Below are 15537 nucleotides of genomic sequence, written 5' to 3'. Positions count from 1 at the left end.
GGCATTGCCAAGGCTTAGACCCGGCGCAGTTCCCAGGCGCGATGGATGCGGGCGTTGCGCTCGAAATCCGGGCCGATGGTCTGTGCGGAGATTTCGCGGCAGATGGCGAACTCGGCAACCGCGTTCTCGTCCAGCTTGAAGCGACGGAAGTTGTTGGAGAAGTACAGCACGCCATCGGACGTCAAACGATCCATCGCTGCACGCAGCAGGCGCACGTGCTCGCGCTGGATGTCGAAGTCTTCAGCGCGCGCCGAGTTGGAGAAGGTCGGCGGGTCGCAGAAGATCACGTCGTAGCGGTTCTTCTCCGCTTCCAGCCAGGTCACCGCATCGGCCTGCACCAGCGTGTGCTGGCTGCCGCCCTTGCCGTTGAGCGCGAGGTTGTCGGCACACCACTGCAGGTAGGTACCGGACAGGTCCACGCTGGTGGTCGAGCTGGCACCAGCAACCGCCGCTTCCACGCTGGCAACACCGGTGTAGCAGAACAGGTTGAGGAAGCGCTTGCCGCGGGCTTCCTGCGCCATATGCGTGCGCAGCGGGCGGTGGTCGAGGAACAGGCCGGTGTCCAGGTAATCGAACAGATTCACACGCAGCAGCGCGTTGTTCTCACGCACCAGGATGAACTCGCCACGCTGCTCGAAGCGGCCGTACTTGCTGCCGCCCTTGCCGCGCTCGCGCGACTTCAGCGCGACCTGCTCGGCCGGCACCTGGAACACCTCGCGGGCCGCAGCGAGCAGCTCGTTGCGGCGACGGCGCACGTCCACATCCGGAATGGTGGCCGGGGCTGCGTATTCCTGCACATGCAGGAAGGTGCGGTTCTTGCCACCGTCTTCGCGGTAAACATCGATGGCTGCCGCGTATTCCGGCAGATCGGCGTCGTAGGCGCGGAAGCAGCTGATACCTTCGCGGTTCAGCCAGTTCTTGAATTTCTTCAGGTTCTTGCGCAGGCGGTTGGCGACCATCTGCGCGCCCTCGCTTAGCTCGCGCGGCTGGCCGGCGTTCTCGCGCTCGGGCACGGCAATCGGATCGCAGACGATCAGCGCACACTCGATGGCGCCATTGAACATCTGGTACTTCTTGGCCGCGCGCAGGCCGGTCGCAAAGGCAAGGTCGGCGCTGCCGCACAGCAGGCTTGCGCGCCAGGTCGGCACCGCCCGCTTGAGCGCATCGCCGATACGGCGATACAGCACGGTATCGGCGGCCAGACGCTCGTCGTACGGCGGGTTGCAGACCACGCAGCCGGTTTCCTGCGGCGGCACCTGCACATCGGCCACGTCACGCACACCAAACCAGATGGCCTCGCTGACGCCGGCGACCTCGGCATTTTCCTTGGCCGCACGGATGGCCTGCGGATCGATATCGCTGCCATGGATGACCTGCTTGAGCGCAGCACGACCGGCCTGCTCACGCGCGCGCGCTTCGGCCATCAGCTCCTTCCACTGCGCCTGGTCGAAACCGCGCCAGCGACTCGGCGGGATGCTGCCATGGCGCTGCAGGCCCGGCGCGACGTCGGCAGCCATCAAGGCGCCTTCGATCAGCAAGGTGCCGCTGCCGCACATCGGATCGAGCAAGCCACCGCCTTCGGCGTGGATCTTCGGCCAGTTGGCGCGCAGCAGCACAGCGGCGGCCAGGTTTTCCTTCAACGGCGCGTCGTTCTGTGCCATGCGCCAGCCGCGACGGTGCATCGGGCCACCGCCCAGGTCGATCGAGATCGTCGCCCTGCCCTTGCGCAGCGACAGGTTGATGCGCACATCCGGGAACTCGACGTTCACCGACGGCCGCTCCATCCCCTGGTCACGCAGGCTGTCGACCACGCCGTCCTTGACCCGCTGCGCGGCAAAGCGCGCGTGGGTGATGGCGGTACCGGATACATGCGCGTCCACAGACAAGGTCAGCTCGGGGGTGATGTGCTGGTCCCACGGCATCGCCGCCACGCCCTGATACAGCGAATTCTCGTCCGGGCACTCGAATTCCTGCAGCGGCCACAGCACGCGGCTGGCCAGGCGTGACCACAGCACCACGCGCTGCGCATCGCGCAGTTCACCCTCGGCATTGACGCCGGAAATGGTGGCGGTCGCCCGCGGCAGGCCCATCGCCAGCAGTTCGTCGGCGAGCAGGTATTCAAGGCCCTTGGCGCAGGAAACAAAGAAATTCACGGGAGATATCAACTTTCAGAAAGGGAATCGGGCCGGCCAGACGGGCAGGCACGGTGGCCAGCCCCGGGGCATCCAAGGCCGCTATTGTAGGCAGTTGCCCGTCGCGCCGTCGGATTCAGCCAGCGGCCGCGTTCACAAACCGCGCAGCAAGGCCTCAAATGCCTCACAGGAGGCGTCCACATGCCGCATCAGGCGGTGGCCGTCATTGACCAGCAGCAGCCGCGCTTTGCGCTCGGCCGCCCATGCAATGACATCGGCGGCGGGGATCAGCTCGTCATTCCAGGCGTGGACCACGCTGATCGGCACCGCCGCGGCATCCAACGCCGGCATCGGCCCCATCGTGGTCGGCGGCACCATCAGGAACAGCCCGGCGACCGGCACCTGCAGCGAGGTGATCGCCGAGATATAGGCGCCCAGACTGGACCCGGCCAGCACCAGCGGGCCGCGTGCGGCCATCTCAGCCGCGCGTTCGACCAGCCGCTGCAGCCGCGCCGGCACGTCGCCGACCCGGCTGATCTCGTGCTTGGCGTCCAGGTCGGTGTAATCCGGACGTTCGTGGCTCCAGCCCAGACGTTCGGCCACATCGGCCAGCGCAGTGACCTTGGTGGCGTCCGGGCCGCTCTCGAAGCCGTGCGACAGAATGCAGTGGCCGCGGCTCATGGCTGGCGGCAAGTCGTGGGGGAAATCATGCGTGAATGCTAGCATCCACGCATGCACCTGCCGCCCCCCATCATTGCCAAGCCGCTGCCCTACGAACGCCAGTTGGCGCAGCGCAAGCCCGCCGATATCGACCTGGTGGTGATCCACTGCACCGAATTGCCGGATCTGGCGACGGCGCGCGAATACGGGGAGCGCGCCCTCTACGACAACGGCAGCGGCAACAGCGGCCATTACTACATCGACCGCGACGGCAGCATCCAGCAATACATCGCCCTGGACCGCGTCGCCCACCACGTGCGCGGCATCAATCCGCGCTCGATCGGCATCGAGCTGGTCAACCGCGGGCGCTGGCCGAACTGGTTCGACTCCAACAACCAGACCATGAGCGAGCCCTACCCGGAAGCACAGATCGCCGCCTTGGTGAGATTGCTGGAGTGGCTGCCGCAAGCAGTGCCGTCATTGCGTTACATCGCCGGCCATGAACAGTTGGATACCACACTGGAACCGGCCAGCAATGACCCCGGGCTCAGCGTGCAGCGCAAGCTCGATCCGGGCCCGATGTTCCCATGGGAACTGGTGCTGCGGGCAATCGACCTGCAGCAGTTGCCGGGCTGAGCAACTCCGTGGCCGCCGCTTATTGCGGCAGATACTGGAACTTCTCGCCGGCTGTCACCGCAAGATCCAGCCGGTTGATGGCCGGCGCAATCGGGCAGACCACGTGCGGGGTGAACGCACAGGGCGGGTTTTCGGCGCGATTGAAGTCCAACTGCACCACCCCGTCGGTGGGCATCGCGGCATAGACATAACGTGCACCGCCATAGGTTTCGCGACCGCTGGTGCGGTCCGACAACAGGAAGAACAAGCGCCGTGATGGCGGCGCAGCCTCATCCAGCACCGGCTGCAGGTGATAGCTGCGCCCATTGACCTCAAACACCGCCTCGCCTGGCACGACGGCCGGCAGCGGGGTACCGATCGAGGTCAACAATACTGCCTGCTTGGGCGCCGGAAACGGCCGCCATTGCGCGCTGATGTTCCATTTCGGGTCGACCGGAAAGTGCTCGATAGCCGTAAATGCCAAGCGCCGCGGCGAGTGCGGGTCGCGGTATCGCCAGCCCAGGATGCTGCCGGTGCGCACCAGATAGAACTCCGAATCCCCCGTTTGAACGCGGCTGGCCTCATTGACATGAGCGACCCCGGGAACCAAGACCGTCCGCTGCAGCGGCTGACCGTTCATCCGAGCACCCGCGCGGCTACCTGCGGTGAAGATGGCTTCGCCGTCACGGTCCACCTGCAGGAAACCCAGCTCCGCAGGGCCACTGGGCAGCACCACATCATTGGCCGCGGCGCTGCCGACCCGGTAAGCGCCGGCCTTGAGCCGGCCCGAGCCGGTATAGCTGAGCCAGCCATCGGGCGCGCGCAGTTCTGCCAGTCGCTGCGTCCGCCACTGTTCAACCTCGCGCAGATACTGACGCGCTGCATCGCCGGACAAGCCGTTGCCCGGCGCATCGCATGCACCAAGAACCGCCATCAACAGCGCCAGGCCCAGCCATTTCAATGAACGCACGCTTCCCCCGAAGCATTCATACCCATCGGCACCGCGCCCACTCGCGGCGTACTGATCACTCAAGCTGTAGCGACTGGTCGGCCCGTATCGCTGGACCAGCCACTCCAGGAATCACTGAACACACGCAACCCGGGCATTCCGGCATGCGCAAACGCCAAAGCGAGATGACAGGCGGTGACGCCCGAACCACACATCACCGCCATCTGCGCCGGTGCCTGCCCGGACAACAGCGGCGCCAGTTCGGCGCGCAGCTCCTGCACAGGGCGGAAACGACCATCACGCAGGTTCATGCCGAACGGCCGGTTCAGCGCGCCGGGTACATGCCCGGCTACCCGGTCCAGGGGCTCGACTTCGCCGCGGTAGCGTTCACCTGCACGCGCGTCCAGCAGCCATGCAGGCGTCTGCGACAAGCGCGACTGCACCTCATCGGCGCTGACTACCTGGGTCATGTCGAACCGACCGGGATAGGCCGGCAATGCAGGCACCACAACCGGGGCCGCATCAACCGCGTGCCCTGCCGCCAGCCAAGCAGCCAGCCCCCCATCGAGCACGGCGACCTTGTGATGGCCGATCAGGCGCAGCAGCCACCACAGGCGCGCCGCCGCCATGCTGCCATCGGCGGCATCGTAGACCACCACCTGGGTATCAGGCGCGATACCCCAATGTCCCAGACGTTCGGCAAAAACCTCACTGTCCGGCAACGGGTGCCGGCCATGCCCCTTCTTGCGCATGTCCGACAGATCTTTCTCCAGGTCCGCATGGAGCGCACCGGGAATATGTGCGGCCGCATAGCCAGCGGCACCTGCGTGCTTGTCCGCCAATGAATAGCGCGCATCCATCACCCGCACCGCGGTGCTGGCGGTGGCGGTGGCATCGACCACGCGCAATTCGGGCTGTGCCAGGGTATTGGCCAGGTCCGATACATCCACCAGCGTGGTCCACGAAACGCCAACCTGGCTCATCCCACCTGCTCCAAACGACGACGAAGGTTGTAGAGGATGGCTGCGGTCGCCCCCCATATGCGCTGTCCGGGCCAGCTGTACTCCATGACATGACGAATACGCCCGCCATGCTCGATATCCACCTGGCGTAGATTGGCCGGATCCATCAGGTAATCCAACGGCACTTCGAACACCTCGGCCACTTCACCGGGTTCGGGACGTGCGATGAACGCAGGGTCCACTACCGCGACCACCGGCGTCACCCGGAAGCCAGTGATGGTGATGAATGGGTCCAGGTAACCCAAGGCCAATACCTGGCTGCGCGGCAACGCGATTTCTTCATCGCTCTCGCGCAATGCAGCTGCCAGCGGATTGCGGTCGACGGTTTCGATGCGACCACCGGGAAACCCGACTTGTCCGCCATGGTTGCGCAATGCTTCGGTACGGCGAGTCAAGATCACCTGCGTACCCTGCGCGCGCGGCACCAGGCCCGCCAATACTGCCGCTTCCACCGGCGGCCCGGGCGGCAGCAGGTCTTCCAGTTCCGAACGATTCCACCCTGGCCCGGTTGGTGTCCTGGTCAGTGGCATCAAGGCCTGCTGCAGCCGATCACGGCCCTGCAGTTGCTCGGCAAATGCCAGCGCATCACGTGAGCGCTTTGGCAGCTCCTGCATCATTACCCGCCGCCGCTCGTCCTCGCTCATGCGCATCCAAGCACCGATCTCGGCACCATTGCGCCAGCAACCACGGCAATAGCCCTGCTCATCAAGCGCGCAGATGCCAATACAGGGGCTGGAGATGACACGAGCAGGTGCATCCATCAATTCCGACATCACGTAAGCGTAACGCGAGGCGCACTTCCGGACCAGTTACCCGCCTTTGCCAGCAAGGAAGTTGCATTGTCCGGATGGCAATGGGGACCGATTCAGCGGATCGGGCAACTCCCATACCCATTCATTATGTGACCCCCATCAAACTATGGTTGAGCGGAGGTTCATCTAAGGGCACACTCCAGTTGCCGGCAGGGGGAACACGAACCATCCAATGCGCGTGACGCGCGTTCGATCAGCGTGGCTGTGGGACGCCTGCTTCGCACGCATATGGATGGAGCCTTATCGCTTTTCACTCTGTAAGCGGAGCTCGGAAATGAGAATGGCAAAACCCTCCTTGTTGTTATCGGCGCTGGCACTGTCCGCCAGCCTTTCTGTACAGGCCCATGAGCCGCCAACGGACGGCAACCCAAGCACCCCTACCGAAAGCGGCATGGTCGCCGGCATCGATGCCAAGACCGGCAAGCTACGCAAACTCACCGATACCGAGATCCGCGCACTTTCCGACAAGGCAAACGCAATGCCCTCGGCAAGCCGCAGCGCCGCCGGAGCCAATGCCGCCTGGGCGCGCATTCCACAGACCGGCACCGATGCCGCCAAGACCGTGCGCCTGCAGAGCAACGGCATGAGCACGGCCGACCTGCCCCTGTCCGCGCTCAACTCGTTGAGCATCGAACGCACTGCCACGGGCGAAGTGCGGATCCTGGAGAACGGCGACCCGCTTTCCCATGGCAGACAGGAGGTGTCCGAATGAAGACGCTGCTGCTTTCGGCCGTCATCGGCACCTGCCTGCTCGGCGCCACCGCGCACGCCGCCATCATCACTCCCATCAACCAGGACCCTGCTGGTAAGGGACTCAACGACCCCACCCTGCGTGCACCGGAAGGCGGCAATCCCGGCAAGACGGTGGGCGAGCAACGCCGCATCGTCTACCAGTTCGCCGCCGATCTGTGGGGCGCGGTATTGCAGAGCGACGTAGAAACATTCGTTGGTGCCAGCTTCCAGGACCTTACCTGCACGGCTACCGGCGGCACCCTGGGCTCGGCCGGCGCCTCGTGGATCGCTACCACGCCACCGACCGGGACCGCGCTGGGCATGATCTACCACGCCCCATTGGCCAACGCCCTCAATGGCAGCCGCATCACCATTGCCAGTAACGGCACCGACATCACCAGCCGCTTCAACAACAATCTGGGCGGCAGCAATCCGGACGGCACACCGTGCATGACCGGCTCGGGCTGGTACTACGGGCTGGACGGCAAGGCACCTGACAACCGGGTCAGCTTCCTCGACGTGGTGATGCATGAAATCGGCCATGGCCTGGGCTTTTCCGGCTTCGTCGACTACAACACCGGCCTGCTGGGAGCGCGCATCGGCATTCCACAGTACTACGGCTACTCGGACGTCTATACCGAGAACGCCTTCGACAACCTGTCCGGCAAACGTTTCACCGAAACCGGCATGACCAACGCACTGCGTGCCACCGCAATCAAGACCCGTGGCGCACCGGCATGGAATGGCCCCACCACCAGGGCACAGACGCCACTGTGGCTTGACCCTGCGGTAGTACTGTCAGTCAACGGCAGCAACGTGGTCACGCAGTTCTTCGGTACCGCATCGTTCGGACCACCGGCCACTCCCGCAAACTTCTCCGGCGCGGTCATCATCGCCAACGATGGCAGCGGCGACACCGCCGATGCATGTCAGGCAGTTCCCGCCGGCAGCCTCAGCGGCAAGGTCGCCTACATCAACCGCGGCGGCTGCGCATTCGAGATCAAGGCAGCCAATGCCCAGGCAGCAGGCGCGGTAGCGGCGATCATCGGCAACGTCGCCAGCTCCGGCGATCCGGGTACCGCACCAGGCATGGCGGAAGATCCCAGCGTCAATGCCACCATCCCAACCCTGAGCGTCAATCTCGCCGATGCCAACCTGATCAAGGCAGCGGCTCAGGCTGGTACAGCATTGACCGCAGCGCTGGGGCAGGTCGCCGGACGCTACGCTGGTGCCGACGCCAGCGGACGGCCGCTGCTCTACGCACCAGCAGTGGTTGCCGGCGGTTCGACGTTCTCACACTTTGAAAGTGTGTTGATCCCCGATGCGTTGATGGAGCCAGCCAACAGCCCCAATACCGACGCGGGGCGCATGGTTGACCTCACCTTGGCGGCGTTTGTCGATGAAGGCTGGGAATTGAATGCCGGCACTGCACGCATCGGTAGCTGCGATACGGGGGTAAAGCTGTTCAAGAACCCTGGGTTGATCGCAGGCGCCAATGTGCAGGCACAGGACCGCCTGTGCCGCACGACGGCCAACGGCAACCGTGCGCTCTATCTGCGCTGCATGAACGACACCGCTGCCTCGCTGAAAGCCGTCAACCTGATCAACACCGTTGAGCAGGCTGGCATCCGCACATGCGCTGCCAAGGTGACGTCGCCGTAAATCCAGTCGAGCAGGGATTGCCGGTAGTGCCGAGCCATGCTCGGCAGAGGCTCTACAAGCGAAACCAGCAGCTCGTCCAGAAACAGCACTGGATGGTGAACAAAGAGCCGGCGCCTTGATGGCGTCGGCTCTTCTTTTTTGCACAACACTGAAAGCTACCTGGCCTGCAACAAGCCAGCTTGCGATGGTCGGCTACTGCCGCCTTGGCCGGTTGCGCGCCTGCACTGGGCTGATCGTTGATGAAGCGCTCCTGCTGGTGTCACTGGTAAAGCCCTTGCCGAGCATGGCTCGGCACTACCGGCATCGAGTGCGCATTCCAGGCAAAAAGAACGCGCCGGTGTTGCCACCGGCGCTTCTTGTTGCATCACTGGTTTACGCTTACTTGACGCTGACCAGCTTGATTTCGAACTGCACTGCCACGTTCGGCGGGAACGGGGTGCGCGGGTCGGCACCGTAGGCCTTGTCCGGCGGCAGGGTCACTTCCCACTTGGCGCCAGCCGGCATCTGCAGCAGGGTTTCGCGCATGGCAGCCATTTCCACTTCGCTCAGCTTGATCGACGGAATCGACTGTGCCGGACGAGCTTCGGTCGGACGCTGGCCGTACGGGAACGGACCGGCAACTTCCAATGCAACGGTGCTGGCCTGGGTCGGCTTGGCGCCGGCGCCGGCTTCGATCACGCGGTACTGCACGCCGCTGGCCAGGGTCTGCACGCCGGCCTTGGCCTTGTTGGCGGCAATGAACTGGTCACTGCGGGTCTTGTTTTCAGCGGCGGCCTTTTCGTACTCAGCCTTGGCAGCCTGGGCACGGCCCTGCTCGCGACGCTGGAAGGCTTCAACGGCCGGCTTCAGCTGATCGGCGGTGATCGCCGGCTGCTTCTTGGCGTAGGCATCCTGCAGACCCTTCACCACCGAAGCGATGTCCAGCTGCTCGCCACGGCCGGTGAGCTCAGCCAGGTTGTTACCGTAGTCATAGCCGAAGTAATAGCTCAGCTTGCCCTTTTCGGACGCGATGTCCTGGGCGAAAGCGGTGCCGGTGACGGCCAGGGCGGCCACGGCGACCGCGATAGAACGCAACTTCATCAAACAGTTCTCCAGGAATGGTGTCTCAGGGCAAGCATGCCGCCTGAGGCGACGGGTTAGGATAGCCGTCACAAAGGCTGTCCGCCACTGACGACGCCCAGCTATGACCGTCGCCGATTGAAAGAGTTCCATTCATTACTTTTTTTTAACGTTTTGAGGCTTTCACCCATGTCCGAGTCACCGGTTTCGACCAGCACCCATGCAGGCATCCGCACCATCACCGTGCAGCGCCCGGAGAAGCTCAACGCTCTCAACCGGCTGACCCTGGAAACGCTGGATGCGGCATTTGCCGAAGCGGCGTTGGCTGAAGACGTGAGAGTGGTGATCCTGACTGGCGCAGGCAGTAAAGCCTTCGTTGCTGGGGCGGATATTTCCGAGATGAACACCCTGACCCCGGTTCAGGGCCGTGATTTCTCGCTGGTCGGGCAGCGCCTGATGCGTCGCATCGAGCGCCTGAACAAGCCGGTCATCGCAATGGTGAACGGTTTCGCACTGGGTGGCGGCATGGAGCTGGCCATGGCCTGCCACCTGCGCATCGCCGCCGACAGCGCCAAGGTCGGCCAGCCGGAGATCAATCTGGGACTGGTACCGGGTTTTGGCGGTACCCAGCGCCTGCTGCGCCTGGCCGGCCGTGCGGCTGCGCTGGAGCTTTGCCTGCTGGGCGCACCGATCAGCGCCGAGCGCGCCCAGCAGTTGGGCCTGATCAACCGCGTGGTCCCGGCCGCCGAACTGGAAGCAGAGACCACCAAGCTGGCCGAGCAGCTGGCGACCGCGGCACCGCTGGCGCTGCGCGGCATCCTCGACGCGATCAACGTCGGCGGTGAGTGCGCTATCGAGGAAGGACTGGAATACGAAAGCGCACAGTTCGGCCTGGTGTTCTCCACCGACGACATGCGCGAAGGCACCAGCGCCTTCCTGGAACGCCGCAAGCCGGAATTCAAGAATCGCTGAGTTGTCCATGTCCAACGCAAGCGCCACGCCACGCCAACTGCTGCAATTCGTACTGGACGATGATCTGGATGCGGCGCTACGCGCCGGGCTGATGGACTACCTGCCACAGCCCGGCGACGAGCTGCTGGACCCTGCGTACCCGCAGCTGCCACAGCAACTGCAGCAGGCCCAGCAGCAGCTGCGCACAGCCTGGGCTGCACGTGAGCGCTATCGCGCCCGCGCCGCGCGACTTGAACGCCGCGATGCCGAGCGGCAAGCGCGTCGTGCGCCACCGCCGGTAGCAGACAGCAAGCCTGCCCTGCCCTCGGCGGCGGCGGCAATCCTGGCGCGGGCCAAGGCGCGCGCCGCAGAAAAGCCGGGTAAATGAAGGCAGTGGCAGTGAAAAAATCAACGACGAAGAACACCGCCTCAAAAAAGATCGGCGCCAAGAAGATCGCGGTAAAGAAAGCCCCGGCAAAAAAGCCCGCAGCGGTGAAAGCCACGTCCACACGTGGTAGCAAACGCATGAATGCCGGCGAAGTGCTGGAGATGTTCACACGCCTGCGTGAGCTCAACCCGCACCCGACCACCGAGCTGGAATACAGCTCGCCGTTCGAGCTGCTGGTAGCGGTGACCTTGTCGGCGCAGGCCACCGATGTCGGCGTCAACAAGGCCACCCGCAAATTGTTCCCGGTGGCAAATACCGCCCAGACCATTCTTGCCCTGGGCGAAGAGGGGCTGAAGCCGTACATCTCCACCATCGGCCTGTTCAACGCCAAGGCCAAGAACGTGATTGCCGCCTGCGCGATCCTGGTTGAGAAATACGGCGGCGAAGTGCCGGCCGAGCGTGCCGCACTGGAGGCCCTGCCCGGGGTTGGCCGCAAGACCGCCAACGTGGTGCTCAATACCGCCTTCGGTCAGCCGACGATGGCGGTGGACACGCATATCTTTCGCGTCTCCAACCGCACCGGGCTTGCCCCTGGCAAAGATGTGCGGGTAGTCGAAGACGGCCTGATGAAGGTGATTCCAGAAGAATTTCTGCAGGATGCGCACCACTGGCTGATCCTGCACGGGCGCTATGTCTGCAAGGCGCGCAAGCCGGATTGTCCGCAGTGCGTGATCCGCGACCTTTGCCACTTCAAGGACAAGACCGCCGACGCTGCGTAAGCGTCGGCGGCTGCCATCTGCACGACACTTTCCGGTAACAGCTCCAAGGCCCAATACGCAGGCCCTTGTGCCACAGGGCCGAAGCTGGTCGCCGAACTGTCACATTTACGCAATCTTTACGCCCTAGCCTTCGCAGCAACCTCCAACTGCCTGCAAGGCTACCCACCCAATGAAACTGCATCGCCAACTCCTCACTGCGGCCGTGGCTGCTGCACTGTTCGCGCCGGCTGCACACGCTGAAGTCGCCATCGACGTTATTGGCGGTTCCGAAATCACGTTTGAAGGCCTGGTCCAGGCCGACGGCAACTGGTTCAGCAACGACAAGGCCGACTTGAACGGCGTCGCCAAGAACGGCAAGGACAGCGAGTTCGAACTGCGCCGCGCCGAGCTGGTGCTGAAGGGCAAGGGTCCGGGCAACATCGAGTGGGTGGTCGGCTACGACGCCAAGGCCGACAAGTTCCTGGACACCAACGTCAAGTACAAGCTGGGCGGCAACAGCAACCACTTCCTGCAGGCCGGCCAGTACAAGCAGCCGAACAGCCTGGAAGAACTGTCCAGCACCAAGAACAACGACTTCATCTCCAAGGCCACCGTCACCAACACCTACGCAGTTGCCCGCCGCCTCGGCGTCGGCTACGGCGTTGGCGATGCCAACTGGTCGGTCACCGCTTCGGCCTTCGGCCGCGAGCTGACCCGTGACCTGGCCCATGGCAGCGGCTACGGCGTGCGCGGTACCTTCGCCCCGATCAACGAAAAGGGCAACATCCTGCACCTGGGCCTGAGCTACGTCGACTATGACACCGACGCCGACCTGCTTCGCCTGCGCGCCCGCCCGAACGCCGACCTGGCCACCGTGCGTCTGGTCGACAGCGGCGACCTGAAAGACACTGACCGCCTGAGCACCATCGGCGCCGAAGCCATGTATGTGCGCGGCCCGTTCAAGGCCCAGGGCGAGTACTACAGCTCCAAGGCCAAGCGCTACGACCACGACAACTACAGCACCGACGGTTACTACATCAGCGGCGTGTGGAACGTGACCGGTGAGACCTGGGGTTACAAGGGCGGCACCCCGAGCCTGGGTCTGCCGGATGAGCCGGGCCGTGGCATGTGGCAGCTGGGCGCACGCTTCGACCACATCGATCTGAACGACGGCGGCCTGAAGGCCCCGGCCGTGGTCGGGGGCACCCCGCTGGTGGATGGTGTGCTCGGTGGCAAGATGGACATCTGGACCGTCGGTGCCAACTGGTACTGGCGCTCCAACTTCAAGGCCTCGCTGAACTATGTGATGGTCGACAGCAACAAGTACGTCGCCAAGGACAAGAAGTTCGTCAGCGATAAGCCGGACATCCTGGAAGCGCGCCTGCAGTTCTTCTGGTAAACATCGGCTGCATGCAACACCACGAACGCCCCGCAAGGGGCGTTCGTCGTTTCAACAGGTTTTCTTTGTGGGAGCGGCGTCAGCCGCGAAGTTGGCGTCGTTTGTACGCAAGCGCTTGCCTCAACCCGTAAATGTGTCGGCTTCGCGACTGACGCCGCTCCCACAACATCGGGGCACGAGCACTTCCAAAAGCTGAAGATGTGTAAGCTTCGCGACTGACGCCGCTCCCACAACGAACCTCAGCGGCGCATCTACTGGACGGACCCATGCGCACCTGTCTGCTCGTACTGCTGTTCTGCCTACCCTTCACCAGCTTCGCCCAAGACTGCGGCGATGATGCCGTTGCACGCATAACCCAGGCGTACCAGCAACGCAACACGGCCACCCTGCCCGACCGCCCCGGCTGGGCCATCGACGCCGAGCGTGGCGCTTGCCGCGTCTGGCCGGCGGATACCTCCCTAACCTTGATCGCGGTGCCGGTGCTGGGCCCGGAAGAATTCAACGGCGAGGTGCAACAAGGCGACCTCGATGTATTGGTGGTCGACAGCACCAGCCTGCGCCCACGCGCGAGCATCCGCCTGCCCGAAGTGATGAGCAGCGATGCCATCCATGTCGACAGCGTCAGCCTGGATACCGCACGTTACAACCTCTCACCCAGCGTGCGCGCGTTTGGTATCCGCAGCTCACGCAGCAATTCTTCGCAGCCCAACCCCTTCAGCGAAACCCGCCTGCAGCTGCTGGTGATCAACGAAAGCAAGCTGGAGGCGATTACCGAACAGATCGTCACCTCCAGCAGCGGTGGCGAATGGGACACCCGCTGTGCCGGCGAGTTCCATGAAACAAAGCGCACGCTGGAGGTTGGCTCCGCCCCGGCGCAGGGCTGGGCCACGCTGACCGTACGCGAGCGCAGCGCCAGCACCGTCAACCGCGAGGATGCCGCTGGCACGTGCAGTGAAGCGCGCGAGGACCACCCCGTTCGCAGTTTCAAGCTTCAGCCGAAGGGTCGCAGCTACCCGCTACCCAGCGAGATCAAAGCAACATTCTGATGACAGGCGTCATTGTCATTTGAACGTCATGTGACAGACGCTGCATTGTCATCAAATGGTTATGGAATAGGCGCCGGGCGGAACTCACCGCACATTCACACCTCCCAGGAGCCACTTGTGATCCACGCCATCAAATCGCGCGCAGCCGTTGCCATCCTCGCTGCGTCGTCCGTGTTCGCCGCCAACGCTGCCGATGTCACCGGCGCCGGCGCGTCCTTCATCTACCCGGTCATGTCCAAGTGGTCGGCGGATTACAACACCGCTACCAGCAAGCGGGTGAACTACCAATCGATCGGTTCGGGTGGCGGCATTGCCCAGATCAAGGCCAACACGGTTGACTTCGGTTCGTCCGATGCCCCGCTGAAGCCGGAAGAACTGGCTGCGGCCGGCCTGGTGCAATTCCCGTCGGTGATCGGCGGCGTGGTGCCGGTACTCAATGTGCCGGGCGTTGAAGCCGGTGCAATGAAGCTGGATGGCCCGACCCTGGCCAACATCTTCCTGGGCAAGATCAGCAAGTGGAATGACCCGGCCATCGCCGCGCTCAATGCCGGCCTGACCCTGCCGGACACCAAGATCACCGTCGTGCACCGTTCCGACGGTTCGGGCACCACCTTCAACTTCGTCAACTTCCTGTCCAAGGTCAATGCCGACTGGAAGACCACCGTCGGTGAAGGCACCAGCGTCCAGTGGCCGGTCGGCATCGGCGGCAAGGGCAACGAAGGCGTGGCCGCCTACGTCAAGCAGATCCGCGGCTCGATCGGTTACGTCGAGTTCTCCTACGCCCTGCAGAACCGCCTGACCTTCTCGCGCATGAAGAATGCCGCCGGCAACTTCGTACAGCCGCGCGACGAGACCTTCTCGGCCGCTGCCGCCAGCGCCGACTGGGCGAACGCACGTGACTTCTACCTGGTGATGACCAACGCCCCGGGTGAGCAGGCTTGGCCGATCACCGCCACCAACTTCATCCTGATGCGCAAGCAGCCGAAGACGGCTGAAGGCGCCAAGGCCGCCGTCGAATATTTCCGCTGGATCTACGCCAACGGCGACGCCCAGGCCCGTCAGCTGGACTACGTGCCGCTGCCGGACCCGCTGGTCCGCCAGATCGAAACCTACTGGCAGCAGAACCTGCGCTACTGAGTAAAGAGCCGGCGGGACCCTCTCCCTCGTCGTCTCAAGCGCGGATCAGGTGATCCGCGCTTTTTTTTTGTAGGAACGGCGTCAGCCGCGAAGCCGGAAATGAAGAAGCCCATGTAGAGCCGAGCCAAGCCAGGGGGCGGCGCCCCCGGGAAAACCCCCGCCCCGGAATGCGCCGGCCTGCAGGGCCTCGGCCGCCCCCCCCGCCGCCCGTGGCC

At 64.0% G+C, this 15537-nt stretch carries 15 protein-coding genes; 9 read left to right on the top strand and 6 right to left on the bottom strand.

The annotated features are described in order from the left end of the window. Positions 1-14 precede the first annotated feature (14 nt). Positions 15-2153, bottom strand: coding sequence for a bifunctional 23S rRNA (guanine(2069)-N(7))-methyltransferase RlmK/23S rRNA (guanine(2445)-N(2))-methyltransferase RlmL (gene rlmKL, locus ACVOMF_RS09065; protein WP_481508983.1), 2139 nt, complete (start codon positions 2151-2153; stop codon positions 15-17). A gap of 132 nt (positions 2154-2285) precedes the next feature. Further along, complete coding sequence (locus ACVOMF_RS09060; RefSeq protein WP_481508982.1) at positions 2286-2813, bottom strand: hypothetical protein; 528 nt, start codon at positions 2811-2813, stop codon at positions 2286-2288. Positions 2814-2864: 51 nt separating this feature from the next. Between ACVOMF_RS09060 and ACVOMF_RS09055 the strand changes: the two genes are divergently transcribed. Then, complete coding sequence (locus ACVOMF_RS09055) at positions 2865-3428, top strand: N-acetylmuramoyl-L-alanine amidase (protein WP_481508981.1); 564 nt, start codon at positions 2865-2867, stop codon at positions 3426-3428. Positions 3429-3447: 19 nt separating this feature from the next. Here ACVOMF_RS09055 and ACVOMF_RS09050 read toward each other — a convergent pair whose 3' ends face one another. Genes ACVOMF_RS09050 through ACVOMF_RS09040 form a run of 3 tightly spaced genes read right to left on the bottom strand, consistent with a single transcriptional unit; the run spans position 3448 to position 6139 of the window. After that, a complete protein-coding gene (locus ACVOMF_RS09050) occupies positions 3448-4377 on the bottom strand; it encodes a DUF1684 domain-containing protein (protein WP_481508980.1) in 930 nt (309 codons plus the stop codon). A 59-nt stretch (positions 4378-4436) separates the two neighbouring features. Further along, positions 4437-5339: a sulfurtransferase gene (locus ACVOMF_RS09045; protein WP_481508979.1), complete on the bottom strand. Its 903-nt coding sequence runs from the start codon at positions 5337-5339 to the stop codon at positions 4437-4439. Continuing rightward, complete coding sequence (locus ACVOMF_RS09040; RefSeq protein ID WP_481509007.1) at positions 5336-6139, bottom strand: CoA pyrophosphatase; 804 nt, start codon at positions 6137-6139, stop codon at positions 5336-5338. The genes ACVOMF_RS09045 and ACVOMF_RS09040 overlap by 4 nt, the downstream gene beginning before the upstream one ends. Positions 6140-6470: 331 nt before the next feature. Here ACVOMF_RS09040 and ACVOMF_RS09035 point away from each other — a divergent pair, with 331 nt between their 5' ends. After that, positions 6471-6902: a post-PEP-CTERM-1 domain-containing protein gene (locus ACVOMF_RS09035; RefSeq protein WP_481508978.1), complete on the top strand. Its 432-nt coding sequence runs from the start codon at positions 6471-6473 to the stop codon at positions 6900-6902. Further along, positions 6899-8584, top strand: a complete 1686-nt coding sequence (locus tag ACVOMF_RS09030; protein ID WP_481508977.1) for a PA domain-containing protein — start codon at positions 6899-6901, stop codon at positions 8582-8584. Before ACVOMF_RS09035 ends, ACVOMF_RS09030 begins: the two co-directional genes overlap by 4 nt. Before the next feature lie 378 nt (positions 8585-8962). Here the strand turns inward: ACVOMF_RS09030 and ACVOMF_RS09025 are convergent, their stop codons facing one another. Then, a complete protein-coding gene (locus ACVOMF_RS09025) occupies positions 8963-9664 on the bottom strand; it encodes an FKBP-type peptidyl-prolyl cis-trans isomerase N-terminal domain-containing protein (protein WP_313169427.1) in 702 nt (233 codons plus the stop codon). A gap of 168 nt (positions 9665-9832) precedes the next feature. Between ACVOMF_RS09025 and ACVOMF_RS09020 the strand changes: the two genes are divergently transcribed. The 6 genes from ACVOMF_RS09020 to pstS all read left to right on the top strand — a co-directional run bounded on the left by ACVOMF_RS09020 (position 9833) and on the right by pstS (position 15322). After that, the gene (locus tag ACVOMF_RS09020) at positions 9833-10615 is read left to right on the top strand and encodes an enoyl-CoA hydratase/isomerase family protein (RefSeq protein ID WP_481508976.1); all 783 of its coding nucleotides are present in this window, start codon (positions 9833-9835) and stop codon (positions 10613-10615) included. 7 nt (positions 10616-10622) lie between these two features. Further along, positions 10623-10982: a hypothetical protein gene (locus tag ACVOMF_RS09015; RefSeq protein ID WP_481508975.1), complete on the top strand. Its 360-nt coding sequence runs from the start codon at positions 10623-10625 to the stop codon at positions 10980-10982. A 137-nt stretch (positions 10983-11119) separates the two neighbouring features. Further along, positions 11120-11761: an endonuclease III gene (gene nth, locus ACVOMF_RS09010; protein ID WP_481509006.1), complete on the top strand. Its 642-nt coding sequence runs from the start codon at positions 11120-11122 to the stop codon at positions 11759-11761. Between the two features lie 169 nt (positions 11762-11930). Beyond that, a complete protein-coding gene (locus ACVOMF_RS09005) occupies positions 11931-13139 on the top strand; it encodes an OprO/OprP family phosphate-selective porin (protein ID WP_481508974.1) in 1209 nt (402 codons plus the stop codon). 266 nt (positions 13140-13405) lie between these two features. Then, positions 13406-14185, top strand: a complete 780-nt coding sequence (locus ACVOMF_RS09000; protein WP_481508973.1) for a PA3715 family protein — start codon at positions 13406-13408, stop codon at positions 14183-14185. Positions 14186-14302: 117 nt separating this feature from the next. Further along, entirely contained in the window at positions 14303-15322 is a 1020-nt protein-coding gene (pstS, locus tag ACVOMF_RS08995) for a phosphate ABC transporter substrate-binding protein PstS (protein ID WP_481508972.1), read from the top strand. Positions 15323-15537 lie beyond the last annotated feature (215 nt).

It is taken from the genome of Stenotrophomonas sp. STEN022 (genome assembly GCF_056760155.1).
Note: the sequence above shows the minus strand (reverse complement) of the source record. Positions and strands in the feature narration are given on the sequence as shown.